This is a genomic window from Clostridium sp. AM34-9AC, assembly GCF_003480225.1.
In the GTDB taxonomy this organism is placed as follows: Bacteria; Bacillota; Clostridia; order Lachnospirales; family Lachnospiraceae; genus Acetatifactor; species Acetatifactor acetigignens.
Map to the genome: position 1 here is coordinate 96,534 of NZ_QUIU01000007.1, position 17,184 is coordinate 113,717.

At 46.9% G+C, this 17,184-nt stretch carries 17 protein-coding genes; 4 read left to right on the forward strand and 13 right to left on the reverse strand.

The window, feature by feature from the left end; translation table 11 throughout:
• Positions 1-80 precede the first annotated feature (80 nt).
• From rpmE to rho, 4 genes are all read right to left on the reverse strand, one after another.
• Positions 81-281, reverse strand: coding sequence for a 50S ribosomal protein L31 (rpmE, locus tag DW835_RS06005; RefSeq protein WP_022153877.1), 201 nt, complete (start codon positions 279-281; stop codon positions 81-83).
• Positions 282-401: 120 nt separating this feature from the next.
• The gene (locus DW835_RS06010; protein ID WP_118504275.1) at positions 402-704 is read right to left on the reverse strand and encodes a type II toxin-antitoxin system RelE/ParE family toxin; all 303 of its coding nucleotides are present in this window, start codon (positions 702-704) and stop codon (positions 402-404) included.
• Positions 697-960 carry a type II toxin-antitoxin system prevent-host-death family antitoxin gene (locus DW835_RS06015; protein ID WP_022312769.1) on the reverse strand — a complete coding sequence of 88 codons (264 nt, stop codon included), beginning with the start codon at positions 958-960 and terminating at the stop codon, positions 697-699. The genes DW835_RS06010 and DW835_RS06015 overlap by 8 nt, the downstream gene beginning before the upstream one ends.
• 103 nt (positions 961-1,063) lie before the next feature.
• On the reverse strand, positions 1,064-2,638 hold the full coding sequence (rho, locus tag DW835_RS06020; RefSeq protein ID WP_118504273.1) for a transcription termination factor Rho: 1,575 nt from the start codon (positions 2,636-2,638) through the stop codon (positions 1,064-1,066).
• A 306-nt stretch (positions 2,639-2,944) separates the two neighbouring features.
• On the opposite strand from rho, the gene DW835_RS06025 reads away from it, so the two are divergent.
• From DW835_RS06025 to DW835_RS06035, 3 genes are read left to right on the forward strand one after another with little or no spacing between them, the layout of a single operon-like run.
• On the forward strand, positions 2,945-4,096 hold the full coding sequence (locus tag DW835_RS06025; protein WP_117568617.1) for an NADP-dependent malic enzyme: 1,152 nt from the start codon (positions 2,945-2,947) through the stop codon (positions 4,094-4,096).
• Entirely contained in the window at positions 4,096-5,070 is a 975-nt protein-coding gene (locus DW835_RS06030) for a TIGR01212 family radical SAM protein (protein ID WP_118504271.1), read from the forward strand. Before DW835_RS06025 ends, DW835_RS06030 begins: the two co-directional genes overlap by 1 nt.
• 18 nt (positions 5,071-5,088) lie before the next feature.
• On the forward strand, positions 5,089-5,604 hold the full coding sequence (locus DW835_RS06035; protein ID WP_022312765.1) for a DUF4364 family protein: 516 nt from the start codon (positions 5,089-5,091) through the stop codon (positions 5,602-5,604).
• 22 nt (positions 5,605-5,626) lie between these two features.
• On the opposite strand, the gene DW835_RS06040 is transcribed toward DW835_RS06035, so the two are convergent.
• From DW835_RS06040 to DW835_RS06070, 7 genes are all read right to left on the reverse strand, one after another.
• The gene (locus DW835_RS06040) at positions 5,627-6,979 is read right to left on the reverse strand and encodes a replication-associated recombination protein A (RefSeq protein ID WP_118730839.1); all 1,353 of its coding nucleotides are present in this window, start codon (positions 6,977-6,979) and stop codon (positions 5,627-5,629) included.
• 85 nt (positions 6,980-7,064) lie between these two features.
• Positions 7,065-8,390 carry a diguanylate cyclase gene (locus DW835_RS06045; protein WP_118730840.1) on the reverse strand — a complete coding sequence of 442 codons (1,326 nt, stop codon included), beginning with the start codon at positions 8,388-8,390 and terminating at the stop codon, positions 7,065-7,067.
• A gap of 130 nt (positions 8,391-8,520) precedes the next feature.
• Entirely contained in the window at positions 8,521-10,062 is a 1,542-nt protein-coding gene (locus tag DW835_RS06050; protein ID WP_118668228.1) for a hypothetical protein, read from the reverse strand.
• Positions 10,063-10,098: 36 nt separating this feature from the next.
• Entirely contained in the window at positions 10,099-11,070 is a 972-nt protein-coding gene (locus DW835_RS06055; RefSeq protein ID WP_118730841.1) for an SHOCT domain-containing protein, read from the reverse strand.
• Positions 11,071-11,098: 28 nt separating this feature from the next.
• Complete coding sequence (locus DW835_RS06060) at positions 11,099-11,620, reverse strand: LemA family protein (RefSeq protein ID WP_022313028.1); 522 nt, start codon at positions 11,618-11,620, stop codon at positions 11,099-11,101.
• A gap of 50 nt (positions 11,621-11,670) precedes the next feature.
• Positions 11,671-12,234, reverse strand: coding sequence for a hypothetical protein (locus tag DW835_RS06065; RefSeq protein ID WP_118504267.1), 564 nt, complete (start codon positions 12,232-12,234; stop codon positions 11,671-11,673).
• A 137-nt stretch (positions 12,235-12,371) separates the two neighbouring features.
• Positions 12,372-13,109, reverse strand: coding sequence for a LytTR family DNA-binding domain-containing protein (locus DW835_RS06070; protein WP_022312819.1), 738 nt, complete (start codon positions 13,107-13,109; stop codon positions 12,372-12,374).
• A gap of 143 nt (positions 13,110-13,252) precedes the next feature.
• On the opposite strand from DW835_RS06070, the gene DW835_RS06075 reads away from it, so the two are divergent.
• Positions 13,253-14,044, forward strand: a complete 792-nt coding sequence (locus tag DW835_RS06075; protein ID WP_117466585.1) for a MerR family transcriptional regulator — start codon at positions 13,253-13,255, stop codon at positions 14,042-14,044.
• A gap of 1 nt (position 14,045) precedes the next feature.
• Here DW835_RS06075 and DW835_RS06080 read toward each other — a convergent pair whose 3' ends face one another.
• Together DW835_RS06080 and DW835_RS06085 are read right to left on the reverse strand one after the other, a co-directional pair.
• Positions 14,046-14,747, reverse strand: a complete 702-nt coding sequence (locus tag DW835_RS06080; RefSeq protein ID WP_181968730.1) for a polysaccharide deacetylase family protein — start codon at positions 14,745-14,747, stop codon at positions 14,046-14,048.
• A gap of 150 nt (positions 14,748-14,897) precedes the next feature.
• A complete protein-coding gene (locus tag DW835_RS06085; RefSeq protein ID WP_118539651.1) occupies positions 14,898-17,108 on the reverse strand; it encodes a methyl-accepting chemotaxis protein in 2,211 nt (736 codons plus the stop codon).
• Positions 17,109-17,184: the final 76 nt, after the last annotated feature.

Genomic DNA, 17,184 nt, shown 5'->3' on the forward strand with positions numbered 1-17,184 from the left:
GCAGTATTAAATAGGAACATAGTTTCCTATACGACAAGAAAAGGTTGAGATAAGAATACCTCAACCTTTCGCTTGCAATCTTATTTAACACCGTATTTCTTATTGAACTTATCAATACGGCCATCGGTTCTTGCAGACTTCTGCTGGCCAGTGTAGAATGAATGACACTTGGAGCAAACTTCTACGTGAAGCTCGGGCTTGGTGGAGCCGGTTACAAATGTGTTACCACAGTTGCAGGTTACAGTTGCCTGGTAGTAAGCGGGATGGATTCCTTCTTTCATTTCTTTCACCTCTCTATAAAAATGTCGTGTATAAGTTCTTGTTCTCATCCTCACTGCTTATGGAACCACAAACAGCGGTATTATTGTACCATAAGAGTTTACACGACGCAAGACCTATTTTTACATATTTCTCCCCTGATATTGCACTGTAATGACATAAACTGTTTTTTCAGTCTCATCAATCTTATAAATTGCCATATAATTATCGACCAGAAGCTGTTTATACCCCTTTCCGGCATACTTACCCTCTAATCTATCCTGATGTGAACCGGGAAAAGTCTCCAGTTTTTTTATCGCTCTCCAAATTCTGTCTGTTTGTGCTTTTGCATTTTCCGGAACCTGTTTTTCTATGGCGATATACCTGTAGATTTCTTCCATATCACGATATGCTCTCGGATACAACTTTATATGGTATTTAACCATAATATTTTTTGTCTAGCCTTTCCATTGCGACATCCATATCCATCGTATCCGCACCCGCAGCAACTTCCTCTTCCGCCTCACAGATGGCCTGGTCGATTTTATGAATTCGTGCAAAACGCTCATAAAGTTCTGCGCTCATCACTACCAGATCGCTGTAGCCATTCTTAGTAATAAAAATCGGTTCCTGCTTTGTATGTGCTAATTCGGATATTTCACTTGTTTTTCTCAAATCTCTGATTGGCATGATCAATGGCATAATAGCACCTCCTTTATGTCATAATTGTAGCACAATTATAGCACATCGTAAAGGTATATATTCTGCCATTATTTCCAATTTTTGTCAATTTTCTATCTCTTGCCTAGATAAACCGGTTCTTCTTCACCATATTCACAAATTCCACATTATTGCGGGTATGGGAGAACATATCAAGGATGCGGTCGGTAGCTTCGTCGGGCTTTAAGCCATTCAGGGCCTTACGCATGATATTGATGGCTTCCAGTTCTTCCGGTGTCAGCAACAGATCCTCTCTTCTGGTGCCGGATTTTGCCAGATCGATAGCCGGGAAAATACGTTTCTCGGACAGCTTTCTGTCCAGAACCATTTCCATATTACCGGTTCCCTTGAATTCCTCGTATACCACATCATCCATCTTGCTTCCGGTCTCTACCAGTGCGGTGGCCAGAATGGTCAGGCTTCCTCCCTCACGCATATTACGGGCTGCACCGAAGAATCTCTTGGGCATGTGGAGTGCGGCGGGATCGAGACCACCGGACAGAGTACGTCCGCTGGGGGGAACCACCAGGTTGTACGCTCTGGTCAGACGGGTGATACTGTCAAGCAGGATCACGACATCCTTCTTATGTTCTACGAGACGCTTTGCACGCTCGATCACCATCTCTGATACTCTCTTGTGGTGCTCGGGAAGCTCATCGAAGGTGGAATAGATCACTTCCACATTGTCTCCGTGGATTGCTTCCTTAATATCGGTAACTTCCTCGGGACGCTCATCGATCAGCAGGATCAGCATGTGCATCTTGGGGTTACCGTTCAAAATAGACTTTGCCACTTCCTTCAACAGTGTGGTCTTACCAGCCTTGGGCGGGGATACGATCATACCACGCTGTCCCTTACCGACAGGGCTTACCAGATCCATGACTCTCATAGCCACGCTGCAGCCGGGAGTCTCCATCTTGATGCGCTCATCCGGGAAGATCGGCGTCATATCCTCGAATGCCATTCTCTTGGCTGACTCTTCCACTGTATAACCGTTGATGCTCTTGACGAACAGCAGTGCACTGAACTTCTCCTGCTGGGTCTTGATTCTCTTGTTGCCCTTCAGGATATCACCGGTCTTCAGTCCGAAACGGCGGATCTGGCTGGGAGCCACATACACATCGTTCTCACCGGGCATATAATTCTCGCAACGGATAAATCCGTAACCATCCGGCATAACCTCTAAGATACCGCTGGCTTCGATACCGCTGTCCAGTTCCTTGGGATACTGGCTCTCATCGTATGCCACGTTATTCGGATTGAAGGTACGCTCTCTGGTGTAAGCTTCACTTCTTACGCCGACCATCTCTGTACCGGTTTCGGAACGGTCAGTGCGTTCTGCACGATCCGTACGCTCGGTACGGTCTGTCCGATAGTTTCTGTCATTTCTATCCTGTCTATCATATCTGTCCTGTCTGTAATTCCTCTCCTGTCTGACAGGGCGTTCTGTTCTCTCCGGCTTCTCTGCCTCTTCGCTCTTGGCAGCCTCCTGTTTCTCTTCCGCTGCCTTAGCTTCTTCCTCTTTTTTCAGGCGCTCATCTTCTGCAAGCATAGCTTCTACCAAATCTGCCTTTTTCATTGTGGAAGTTCCCTTCAGGCCACGTACTTTTGCCAGCTCCTTTAACTGAACTAATGCAAGTGATTCATATTTTTCTCTCATATACCCTCCTATGGAAATAAGATTTACTATAAAACTGTTAACTAAGGGGAATTACATCCGATTTACATTCGACATGTCAGTTGAATAAAAAGATATTAAAACTGCATCTGAAGCCATTATAATACATTTCTTTCCAAATAGGAAGTCCCAAAATAAAAATTTTATTTTTTGTAAAAGTGGTGCTAAATCCTTGCGAAGATATCGATTCTATTATATCATTATGAATAGCGTCCGGATTTCGTATCCGGCAAATCATCCATGATTATATGAAGTAATGACCAAACAAAAAATAAGAGAGGTATTGTCATGACAACCAATGAAAAAGCGTTACTGATGCATGAAAAATGGAACGGTAAACTGGAGACCGTGTCCAAGACTCCCGTCAAGACCCGTGAGGATCTGGCTATTGCTTATACTCCCGGTGTTGCGGAGCCCTGCAAAGTAATCGCCCAGGACAAGGAAGCTGCTTACAAATACACCATGAAGGCCAACACCGTAGCCGTTGTCTCCGACGGAAGCGCGGTTCTTGGTCTTGGCAACATCGGTCCCTACGCAGCCATGCCCGTTATGGAAGGCAAGGCAGTCCTCTTCAAAGAATTCGGTAATGTAAATGCTGTCCCCATCTGTCTGGACACCCAGGATACCGAAGAGATCATCAAGGCTGTGACCTATCTGGCTCCCGGCTTCGGCGGAATCAATCTGGAAGACATCAGTGCTCCCCGTTGTTTCGAAATTGAGGAACGTCTGAAGGAGATTCTGGACATCCCCGTATTCCATGATGACCAGCACGGTACTGCCATCGTCGTTCTGGCCGGTGTCATCAACGCCCTGAAGGTAGTCGGTAAGAAAAAGGAAGACTGCCGCGTAGTGGTAAACGGTGCCGGAAGCGCCGGGGTGGCTATCACCAAACTGCTTCTGACCTACGGTTTCCCCAATATCATCATGTGTGACAAGGTAGGTATTGTCTCCAGAGATACCGAAGGCCTGAACTGGATGCAGAAAAAGATGACCGAAGTGACTAACTTAAACAACGAGACCGGCTCTCTGGCCGATGCTCTGAAAGGTGCCGATATCTTCATCGGTGTTTCCGCTCCGAACATTGTCACTCCCAAGATGGTAGCTTCCATGAACCGCGATTCCATCCTGTTTGCCATGGCGAATCCCATTCCCGAGATCATGCCGGATGTAGCCAAGGCTGCCGGTGCCCGTGTCGTAGGAACCGGACGCAGTGATTTTCCCAATCAGGTGAACAATGTGGTCGCTTTCCCCGGTATCTTCAAGGGTGCTCTGGAAGGTCGTGCTACCCAGATCACCGAAGAGATGAAACTGGCCGCTGCCGAAGCCATTGCCGGTCTGGTACCCGCAGACAAGCTCTCCGATGACAATATCATGCCGGAAGCATTTGATCCCCAGGTAGCCGAAGTTGTAGCAAACGCTGTAAAGAGCCACATCCGCTAATGTGTTCGGACAGCATTGTGAGAGACTGGCACGGCAAGCCCTACTACTCTCTGGATTCCTATTGCAAAAATATGTTTCACCATAAATGCTATAAAATAGCCCTGAATGCCCGGATGTCCTGTCCCAATCGGGACGGAACTCTGGACACTCGGGGCTGTATCTTCTGTAGCTCCGGCGGCAGCGGTGACTTTGCTGTGGACATTGCCGAGAAGACTATGGAGGAACAGATTGCGGAAGGCATGGCAAAATTCGGTGATAAAGTGACCGGTCATGACCTGATCGCCTATTTTCAGGCATACACCAACACTTATGCACCTCTCCCCTATCTGGAAGAGGTGTATCGTTCTGCCCTGAGCCATCCCAAAGTCTGCGGCATCTCCATTGCCACCAGGCCGGATTGTCTGGGGCCGGAAGTACTGGCTCTGCTTGCAAAATTAAAAGGCGAATATCCGGACAAATTCCTCTGGATCGAACTGGGATTACAGACAATCCACGAAGAGACTGCCCACTATATCCGCAGAGGCTATCCCCTGTCCTGCTTTGAGAAAGCCTGTACCAAGCTGAAGACACTCAAAATCCCTTTTATCGTCCATACGATTCTGGGACTCCCCGGAGAGACCGACCGACAGGTACTGGAAACCATGAAATACTTAAACCATATTGCTCCCTTTGGCATCAAGCTCCAGTTACTGCATATTTTAAAAAATACCGATCTGGCAAAGGATTATGAAAAGGGAATATTTGAGGCACTGACTCCGGAACATTATCTGGATCTGTTGGTCTCCTGCCTCGCCCACCTGTCTCCGGACATCGTGATCCACCGGGTCACCGGTGATGGGCCAAAAGATCTGCTGATTGCTCCGAAATGGAGTCTGGACAAACGAAAGGTACTGAACTCACTGCACCACCGTATGAAAGAGCAGGGCATCCGTCAGGGTGACCTTTATGAAGCAATAAATAAAGATAAACATTAGAAAGGCTGTTATCCCATTATGTTACAAGATCCGCTTACTTTATATAAACTTATCGTTCTCTACATGCTGAACCGTGTGACTTTCCCTCTCACGGCCGCACAGGTCAGCGATTTTATCCTTGGAAAGGAATACACGAACTTCCTGACCCTGCAGCAGGTCATCAATGAACTGACGGATGCCGGAATGATCGCCACCCAGTCGATCCGCAACCGGACCCACCTGTCCATCACTGCCGAGGGCAAGGAAACTCTGAATTTCTTCGAGAACCGCATCGGTGATACCATCAAGCAGGAAATTGACAGCTATTTTCAGGAAAACGAGTTCACCCTGCGCAACGAAGTCTCTGTGCTGGGGGATTATTATAAATCCACCTCCGGTGAATACGAGGCTCATCTGGTAGCAAAAGACCGCGGTATCAATCTGGTGGACATCACCTTATCCGTTCCCGTGGAAGAAACTGCGGCTGCTATCTGCGACAACTGGCAGAAAAAAAATCAGGAAATATACAAATACCTGATTACGGAGTTGTTCTAATCCCGCAATCAGGTACCTGATTTTATGATTCTTTGTTTTTAGAAGAAGCCTCTGCGGCTTCTTTTTTGATTCTCGCCATATGCTCTCTGATCTTCACCTCATAACCGTTACCCGAGGGCTGATAGAACTCCCTGCCACTTAATTCATAGGGCAGATACTGCTGTTCCACATAGTCATTCGGGTAATCATGTGCATATTTATATCCTGTTCCGCGTCCCAATTTTGCTGCTCCTTTATAATGTGCATCCTGCAAGTGTGCGGGGATCGGCAGATCTCCTGTGGCCTGTACTTCCTGCATCGCCTGAAATACCGCTTCGCAGCTACGATTGCTCTTGGGTGCTGTAGCAATATAAGTCACTGCCTGCGCCAGAATGATCTGCGCCTCAGGCATGCCTACCCGCTCCACCGCCAGAGAAGCATTCACTGCCATTACCAGTGCCTGGGGATCCGCATTGCCCACATCCTCCGATGCACAGATCATAATACGTCTTGCAATAAAAGTAACGCTTTCGCCAGCATTTAACATCCTTGCCAGATAATATACTGCCGCATCCGGATCTGACCCCCGCATACTCTTGATAAATGCAGAAATCGTATCGTAGTGGTTGTCACCGTTTTTATCGTATCTCGCCGCTCTCCTCTGGATACACTGCTGTGCCACGTCGAGCGTAATATGGATCTTGCCATCCGGTCCCGGTTCTGTGGTCATGATGCCCAGTTCAATAGCATTCAGTGCATGTCTGGCATCGCCGCCGGAGATATCTGCCAGAAAATCCAGTGCATCCTCGTCTATGGTGCCGTTGTAGGCTCCCATTCCCCGGTCTGTATCGTAGACTGCTTTTTTCAAAAGCTCTTTGATGGCTTCCCTCGGAATCGGCTTCAATTCAAAGATCACCGAGCGGGAGATCAGAGCGCCGTTGACTTCAAAATAGGGATTCTCTGTAGTAGCTCCTATGAGAATGATCGTACCGTCCTCCACATACGGGAGCAGATAATCCTGTTGTCCTTTATTAAAACGGTGGATCTCGTCAATGAACAGAATTGTACGCTTCCTGTACATTCCCTGCAGTTCCTTCGCCTTTGCCACCACTTCTTCCATATCCTTTTTGCCCGCCACTGTGGCATTAATCTGTTGAAATTCAGCACTGGTAGTATTGGCAATGACTTTCGCCAGCGTCGTTTTGCCGGTACCGGGCGGTCCATAGAAAATGATGGAGCTGATCTTGTCCGCCTTGATGGCACGATACAGAAGCTTGTCCTTGCCGATAATATGCTCCTGCCCCACGACCTCATCCAAGGTTCTGGGACGCATTCTGGCCGCCAGTGGAGCTTCCTTTTCCATATTGGTGCTTCTCATGTATTCAAACAAATCCATAATATTACATCCTCTGTTTCTATTGCAAAGATACCAAAAGACTGAAGCACATTCTAAGATATGCTCCAGTCAATTATAACAAAGTTTATCGCAGCTTGCAATTTTGCATCCAGATCTTCACACGCCGCTTCAATGCATTTGCTTCCAGCGGAGCCAGCAAAAGATCCTGGATTACTTCGGTCTCCAGGGCATTTTTCATCTGTTTCAGATTGCCTTCCCTACAGATTGCGATGGTCGGAAATGTCTGTTCCGTCTGTACTTTCCGAAGTTCCTGCCAGCGTGCCTGTCCCTGATCCTCTTCTTCCGATACATCCACCACAAGAGCCAGAATTCCCTCTTCCGCCGCTTCCTCCATACACTCTCTGATCATTTCCACGGAATCCACCTGTTTCAGCTGTACGGAATCCGGCAACGCAAATTCTATCATACTGGTGACATTTCGGGACCCGGACCACACTATAGCCAGCTGTTTTCTGCTCTGCTCATGGTTTTCTTCGCCATATACACTGTAGCGTCCTTTTCCCGACTTCTTGGATACATACAATGCCTGATCTGCTTTTGCCGAAAGATCATAGTAGCAATGATCCTCTGGATCGGAAAATGCTATTCCCACACTGATGGATATATTTTCCGGTATGGATAAGTTCTCTTTATATTTTACGAGGTTGACCAGATTCTCTGCCTTGATCAGTGCGATCTCTTTGGACGGAATGTCTCCCATCAATACTGCGAACTCATCTCCACCCATACGTCCCACATAATCTGTGCTGCGGAACTGTGAAGAAATGACTCCTGCAATGACGCTGATCACATGGTCTCCCATAGTATGACCGTATACATCATTTATGGATTTGAAATTATCGATATCTATCACCATAAGAGCATGCAGACCATCCTCATGTTCTGTCAGAGTCTTCGTGATCAGCTTCTCTACTGTCATCTTGTTGAACAGACTGGTCATCTCGTCGATCTGCGACTTTGTCTTCCAGGCCTTCTGCTCATCTCTGCTATTCTGTAACCTGCGTTTTACCCCCAGTGTATTGTTGATGCGGGTAAGCGCTATCCGGGTATCTACCGGTTTGATAATGAATTCATCCGCCCCCAGTGCAAATGCTTCCGACTGGGAAGACACCGATTCCGTATTCGTCAGAACGATAACCGGCGTGTCCTTGAAGCCCTCCATATTCTGTCTGCGGCGCAGTACTTCAAAGCCGTCGATCCCCGGCATGACCAGATCCAGCAGCACCAGATCAATGGCATCGCTTTCCTTCTCCATGATCGTAAGACATTCTTCACCGGAAACAGCCTCTGCGAAGTTAAAATGCTCCCCGAGAGACTGTCTGATCACTACTCTTTGAAATTTTGAATCATCAACGATTAATAATGTTTCTTTCTTTTGTAAACTGCTCATGGCTGTCGGATCCTGCTTTCCGTATCACGTCGTTTAAAACGCGATACAGTTATAGTATATCCAACAGCCATGTGCTCGTCAATTTAAAAATATATCTACTTTTTACACAATCTTTATGTGGTTTTTCCCTTTAAAGTTGAATTTTACTACGTCTGCAGAGAAGTCCGCCGAATGTCACCAGACCTGCAGCTGCAAACAGCAGTACCTCGGGCATCCATCCCATCACACCTTCTCCGGTCTTGGGCACGCTGTCCAGCTCCGGCTGTGCAGCTGCGGTGTTTGCAGCTACTGTAAATGTGGTGCTGGCGGAATCATCGATCCACATGATGTCCACAGTATGTTCACCCTCTGACAGGGATGCCAGGTAGGAAGGCTTCAGGGTCACGATAGTGGAACCTGATTTTGCTTCGTAGTGGGCACTGGGGATCCAGTTGCCGTCTACACGGACACCGGCGAATTTAGCAAAATCACCATCGCCGCGGATGGTCAGGCCTTCCGTGGTGCTGCCGTTCCAGGTACCCTTGGTGCCTTCGATGATCTTATAGGGATCTTCCTGGCTGTCATCGGTACCACTGTCAGAAGCTGATGTATCTGTATTATCTGTAGTATTTGTAATCTCTCCCGTTGTAAAGGTATATTTCAATGTCAGATACCGTCCCTCAGCTAAGTCAATTGACGTATACTCCACTTGTGGATTTGTGACAATCCAGATGCTGTCATGATTGAATTTATAGCCACGTTCTGCAACCAAGGTCAGAATTGCATAATACGTTGTGTTCGGTTCAGCATTGCCGATTGCCGCCTCATTCTCATTTCCCTCTTTCAACCACAAAATACTGTTCTTCGTAACATCAGTAATTCCTTCCGTATTAATCTGCCATTTTTTAGGTAAGAGCTGTCCGGCTACCGGTGGGGTGACTACCATGTCCAGACTGGAGATTGTCCGATCAACTGTGCCAACATTAAACGACATTATATCTGTTTCCCTATGTTCATCCCCTTGTGGATCATCATATACTGCTTTTGCATACACCTTATATCCCGCCACTTTGGCACAGTTTTCTGTTTTATAGCTAATCTTCACTGTTGCAGTTCTGTTATCTTCACTATAATTTATGATTTTTGCATCAAAAATGTCATCTGCACGGTAACCCGCTCCATCATAGAAATTAAATGAAACATTTACTTTAGAAAAATCATAATATGAATTTATTTTTAAATCATACAAAAAATAAGATTTCTCATCATTTGAAACCAACTGTGCCGGTTCCGACAAGCTAGAATGAAATTCCAGATTGACTGCTTCACCTGTCATAACTATTTTACCTGTTCCATGATTTGGAAGCCGATAATAATAACATTGTTGAACGCTGTCATAGGTTGCACTTGCTTCTATTTCATTAACATCATCCGTAGAATATACAACTTTCGGTGCTGTCAAAAACCAATATTCTTTTCCATTATAACTGTCATCTCCCGGGTATATAGAAAAACAATCATACATTTTACTATCTATCATAGTACTTAGCATTATATGACAGTTTTTTAATCCGGTTCTATCAACTGTCCAGTTTCCCGTATAATCGTCCGCCTTAGCATTCATCCCCTGCCAACCCCACAGCAGCAGCACCGCCGCTGCCAGCAGTCCGATTCTCTGTAATATCTTTTTCATCTGTTTCCTCCAATCCGTATTCTTGTAAAATCAGGTTTACAGTCCCAGCAGCTGTTTCTTCTTCGCTTCGAATTCCTCTGCCGTAATGACACCTGCATCCAGCAGTGCCTTATACTTAGGCAGTGCCACGGTGGGATCCTCTGCCTGTACCGGTGCGGCCTGCGGTGCACTCTGCGTACTCCGGGTTGAGGCGTGGGGATCGATTACCTGTTCCTGTGCCTGCGGATCGATGATCTGCATCAGGTTCTGTGCCAGTGCATGCAGTCCTTCTGTCTTCTGGGTATAATCATCCAGATAGTCGATGGTGCTGGGCTGATTGGAATCGAACTTCGGTGCTCCTGTCTCTTTGTAGAAACTCTTCCAGTAAGGATGATCCAGTGTGATCTCCACAGCGAATTTCTCCACCGGATTCGGAATATTAAAGTCCGGCTCGTTTACACGATCTCTGTAATCTCTGTGATCCAGATCTTCTCTTCTGTCATCTCTCCGGTTGTTCTCATCCATACTGCGACGCATTTCCTCCATCATCTCATACTGATGACGCAGCATTCTGTATTCGTCGATCCTGGGCTTTAACTCATTTAAACGTTCCTTGATATCACTCTTGCAGCTCCGGAAGTTCCCCTTTTCTCCTTCGTACAATACCTCGCCGTCCTCCAGAATACGGAAGGACTTAATGTCGGAGGGCTCCAATGCAAATGCCGTGTCAACGACTCCCAGCCGCAGTAGCTGATGATCCATATCCAGCAGCAGACTGCCCTTGAAAAAGCCGAAGTCATAACGGTAAGTCTCCGTGAAACTGTCACGCAGCGGCTTGTTGGCATCATAACACTTGATATATTCCCGGAAATCATCCAGCGTCATGGAATTCAACACACCATCCGGCAGATCGATCTTGGCTGCACATTCCTTACAGAGATTCTGCCCCTCCACCGCGGATGCCAGCAGTCTCGGTGTCGGACTTCCGCAGATTGAACATAACTTTTTGTTGTTTGTAAATAATCCCATCGTTTTACCCTCCTTAAGAATATATGGATTACATGATCTCAATTAACTTTTTCCGGTGAAATCCGCAGATTCCCGCTGCGATACGATCCGGTATTCTGTGAAGCATACTATTGTAGTTTTCCACGGAATCGTTATAAATCAGTCCACTGGTCTCCACCATATGTTCATAGCTTTTTGCTGCTTTCCAGTACTTCTGATAAGTCTCCTGTGCCTGCAAAAGCGGCATGCTTTCCGAGATCTCTGCAATTTTTTTCTGTACTCTCAATAATTCTCTCTGTTGTTCTGCCACCCATTCCGGCAGTCCGGCCTCTCCGGCAGTCTGTGCACTCTCCAGCGAATGTTTCATTCTGCGGAAAGTCTCCGCATCCATGGTCTGTCCGAGAAACTCCGCCAATCCTTCCAGTGCCTCCCGCTCTGCGGAGAGCTGTACCAGAGTCTGGTACATGGCATTCCGGATATTTTCTTCCTGTGTCTCCAGCTTACGCCGCACCGACAATAGCCAGACACCAAAAAGGGAGGCAAGCAGCAACACGATAATCACAATTTCCATCGTTAACTCTCCCTCCCCTTTTCGTCTTTTTAAGATCTTTTCAAACTATCTTACTGTACAAAATAAAGTCCGTCATAACCATTCATATCAGACATAGCGATCAGTGTTACAGTATCTCCCACCTCAGACAAAAATCCGGCATAGGTAACCTCTGTTCCACCAAAATCAAGTGTCATCTTGATAGCTGTGTTGTCATCGGAATACTCATAAGTACCTTCTGCATTTCCGCCGCCCTGTACCATGGTAACTGCACCGTCTTCACCAAATACAAGCTGTAAGGTACCGCCATAAGTCTCCAGTGTTGCGTTCAGATCCTCTTCCTCCATCTCAACACCATCGATCATACCGCCGGCAAAGTTCCATTCTGTACCACTCAGATCCGGGATTTCCATAACTGCCACCTGTAACAGGGGACCGCCCTCTGCTTCTGTACCTGTCTCTGCTACAGTCTCTGTGGGAGCTTCTGCCACTTCCTGGGTCTGTACTTCCTGGGTCTGTACTTCCTGGGTCACTTCTTCGTTGGTGTTCTCCACAATTACCTCTTCCTCACCGCAGGCTGTCAAAGACAATGCCAGTACCAGTCCCATTGCGCATGCAAAATATTTTTTCTTCATAATGGTTTCCTCCTTCTTACAACAGTTCTCTGTTGTCTGAAGATAGTGTACCTTATTTTTTCCATTTATGACCGTTTTTGACACCAATCGACCCAAATATGACATGAAACGACCGGAGAAAAAATTCTCCGGTCGTTTTATGCTAAAAATGTCTGGTTTTTACGAAAGAAATAGGAAAAAAATTTGTCTTTCAGTTCCGAATATTTTCCATGCGGAATCGGGATCTGGGTACCGTCCGACAGGATCACTGCTTTGTTAGATATGCTCTTTACATAATCCATATTGATCATATATGACCTGTGGCAACGGACAAAGCATTCATAATCCTTCAACTGTTCGCACAAATCGTCCAGTTTACCAACGCTGTCCAGTACTTCTCCGTCCTCTTTGTGAAGCAGCAGATTCCTCCCCGTTACCTCGCAATACTTCAGTTTGTCCAGTTCCAGCCTTGTGATTCCCGTCTTACATCGCAGGATCAGACTGTTCTTTTCATTCTTGAGGCACTCCCTGAGTACCGAATCCATCAATCGGTAGAAGCTCTCCTGCCAGATAGGCTTCAACTGATAAAAATAGGCCCCCACTTCATAGGAATCCACAGCGTATTCCGAAGAGGATGTCAGATAAATGATCTTCACCGAAGTATCATACTTACGGATCTCTCTGGCGGCACTGATTCCATCCTGTCCCGGCATCAGAACATCCAGAAATATAATATCCAGCCGGGTCCCCCGCTCTACTTCCGACAGCAATTCCAGCGGACTGTGAAATGCTGCATAAGTAATATCCTGATTCCGTTCTACCCGATATCTGTCCATCAGAACGCTTAATTCCTTAAGTACTGACAGATCGTCATCACAAAAAGCTACTTTTATCATGATTCTTCCTTTGCCGCACAAACCGATGCAGCTCATTCGTTTTATCGTATGTGTCTTGACATGTTTTTCTACGCTTATTACAATAATTATATCCGTACATCGATGTACGATGCAAGGATAATTTTGAGAAAGGCATATTTTTGATGTCATCAAACGAAGAAAACGGAAAAAGTGAAAAAAGACTGATGTCCATCGGAGAAGTCTCCAAAGCGATCGGCATCACCAGAAGAATCATATTGAACTACGAAGCCAAAGGTCTCCTGCTTCCGGATAAAAAAGAAGGAACTGCCGGGAATCGCTATTATACCCCGGATTCCATCTCCCTGATCCGCTCCATCCGGGTACTGCAGAATTTAGGGCTGTCCCTGGATGAGATCTCCTCCTATTATAATGGATCCACGGATCTGGAACCATTGATCGAACGTCTGGAAGCCTTACGAGACGACCTGACGCAGAGTATTGAGAAGTTAAAGCAACGTACTGCGTCCCCGGCTGCTTCCGTGATACAGTTTCTTACCCTCCCCGCCCAGACGGTGTACTGCCGCAAGGGGGCTTTTAACGGAGTGGAAGAACGCAAAGAATTCCTGCGGGAGGTCTTCATGGAAGCCATTCATCTGTACGGCTCCGACAGCAGTATGCGGATGTTTTTCATTGAGTACAATCTGGAACATCCTGAAGAATTCACCTGTTGTATCTCCGTACCTCCTGCCAGCAAGGGAGAACATGTGGTGCATCTGCCGGAGCAGAAAGCTCTCGGCATCTTCTATCACGGCTGTTACGAATCACTCCCGGATGCCCGTAGAGAACTGTCTGCCTACGCAGCTGCGCAGAATCTGTCTCTGTCAGGCACGGTACGGCATACTTATCTGGAAGGTCCTCCCCAGCATAAGGATCCGGCGAATTTTATCACTCAGGTGGCTCTTGTTTTACAATGATTCAGTCAAACAGGATTTCCTCCACCGTTACGAACTGAAAGCCTCTTTTCTGCAGAATATCCACTACTTCCAGTGCTGCGGTGACAGAAGTCTCATAATAATCATGCATCAGAATAATATCGCCGTCCCCCGCCTTCTCCACCACTTTGGACGCAATACAGTCTGCATTGTGGGAACACCAGTCCAGAGGATCGATATTCCACAGAACCGGGAACATATTCAGTTCTTTCTCAAAGCTTTTGTCCCAACTGCCGTAAGGCGGCCGGACAAAGCTTATTTTCTCCCCTGTGATTTCTTCGAGAATTTCATTGGTCTGCACCAGCTCCTCCCGAAAGGTCTCCCGGTTGCGGGAAGTGAGCTGGATGTGACTATAGGTATGGTTCCCGATCAGATGTCCTTCGTCCTGTTCTCTCCGGATAATGTCCGGGTAATTCTCCGCATTCTCTCCCGTCACGAAAAAAGTAGCTACCACTCCCCGCTCCTTCAATCCATCCAGAAGCTGTTCCGTATACTTCGGATGCGGCCCGTCGTCAAAGGTCAGCGCGATCTTTTTCGGTTCTCCTGATGTCCCGCACACGCCGGTGTCTGTTTCTATATAGGTTCCATATGACTTCTGCTCTGCGTATCGTTCCGTTCCCACTGACAGACACAAGATTCCCAGAAGCATGTCAAAGATCAGAATTCCCGCCAGTACTTTTTTCATTTCAAGCCGTCCGTTTCACGCTTTCACAGAAAATATATGCATTCTCAAAAGTGACCATTCCTGCTGCCGCAATAAAACATGCTTGCAAAAAAGGAGACCCGAGACTCTCATCTCCCGGATCTCCTCTGTATGTTACTTTTTTATTTATACTCAGATCTTGAATACGGAAATCTCATTCTTAAGTCCTTCCATATTCTCATCCAGTACACTTGCAGTAGTGCTCAGCTTCTCCACATGGTTCAGAAGCTTATTGGCCACATCGTTGACGGTCTCGGCACTGCCTGCGGTCTCTTCAATGATATCGGAGATATTCTTCACGGCTGCCACAGCAGCGCTACGCTCACCGTCTGCCTTCTCCGTGCTTACCACGATATCTTTCAGTCCCTCGATCAGCTGGCCCATACGCTCCTGCATCTCGCGGAATACTGCGATCACTTCTTCCACAGCTTTGGTCTGGAGTTCTACCATTGCTTTCGCCTGGCTTGCACTCTCCACGCTGTTCTGGGTCTGGGCTGTAATGTTGGCCACATTGTTGCGGATCTCGCCGGCTGCCTTTGCAGAATCATCTGCCAGCTTGCGGATCTCTTCTGCTACTACAGCGAAGCCTCGTCCAGCCTCTCCCGCTCTGGCTGCCTCGATAGAAGCATTCAATGACAGCAGGTTGGTCTGCTCTGTGATCTCTGTGATCGTAGCTACGAAACTGTTGATGATCTCAGATTCCTTGCGAAGAGATTCGATACTCTCACTCACTTTCACAGTCATCTGTGTTGTCTCGCCAGCACGATCACCCAGTACCTGTACGATCTCCATTCCCTTGTTGATCATGCCTTCCGTCTCGCCTACCAGCTTCTCCACACGTTCTACCACATGGCTGACTTCCTGGATCTCATTGGAGAGGATATCGGTCTTCTCCACGCACTCCTGTGCATGTCTGGACTGTTCTTCCATACCTTCGTTGATCTCACCGATGGCACGGGTAATATCCTGTGAATACTCATGAATCAGTTCAGAAGCCTGTCCCACGTTCTGTGCAGACACTTCCAGCTCTCCGGTAGCATTGCTTACCTGATTGACCAGCTTCTTCGTATTCGTGATCATGTTGGTAGCCGAGCCTGCCAGATCCTGGAACTCATCATGTCCCTTGGCAGATACGGTAACCGTCAGATCACCCTTCGCCACATCACCGAACTTTCTGGAAATGCGTCTCATGTTATTCTCAATACCTGCAGTGATAAAGATACCTACGATCACTACGATCACACATGCCAGGATCACCAGACCGATGGTCATGTTGCGGATCTCGGTAGCCTGACTGGTCACTACTCTCATAGGTACCAGTGCACAGGTGGTAAAGCCGATATCTGCACTGTGGCTGTAAATGAAAAGATACTTCTCACCCTGGAAATCTACCTCCGCAGTACCTGCATCCGCTACTGCCTCACCCATGACAGCTGTATAATACTCCTGTCCGGAGAATACATTTCCCTCTTCCGGAAGGACACTTTCTTTTCCTTCTTCTACATTCTCAACAACCAGTTCTCTGCCTCCGGGAGTTACAAATCCGATGATACTGCCGTCTCCGATATCGATTTCTTCCATGAAATCCGTAATAGCAGAAGGCTTGATATCGATGACAACGCAGGCATTGTTCGACTGGCTCATCATTTCGAAGGCCATAATATAATCTTTTTCGGTCTCCGTTACCTTTTCATCCAGTACAGGATGACTGTCGATCCACTGCGGGATACTTCTTCTGCCTTCTCCGCTTGCCACGTCTTCCTTGTACTCATCCAGGAAACCGTCCACACCGGATGAAAGCTTAGTGGACAGAAGGTTTACTCCCTTCTTGGGAATAATGTGCATGTGGCTGATGAACGGGTTGGAGGTCTGCACCGACAGAAGGTTGGACTTCGTAGATGTCAGGAAATTCAACTTATCCACGGGATTATCTTCGAACATTCCCAGGAAATATTTCCGCAGATCATCATCGTAAGCATATTTCAGACCCTCTGAGCGGATAAAATCACAGCTCATATTCAGATTTTCCGTGGCCATACGCATCGTCTGTAATGTGGAATCGGTGAATTTCTCGCTTAATCCTTCTGCGGATTTCTGGTATGCTGACACACCGATGATCACCATAAACACAATAGGCACCAGGAAACATACAACGATCTTGTTGCGGATGCTGAGCAGTTTCGAGCTCTTTCCACTCTTTTTCTGCTTCGGAGCCTTTTGCTTCTTCTCCGCAGATGCCTTCTTTCCCTTCACTGCTTTTTCAGGCTTCGGCTTCTTTTCGGAAGTCGTCTCTTTTTTCACCGTAAAAAGAGATTTCTTTGGTTTTTCAACATTCGTACTCATTTAATACCCTCCGGTACTTGTTATACATATTTAGAATTATAGCATAATAATTACCAGAATGGAACAACATTTTCTG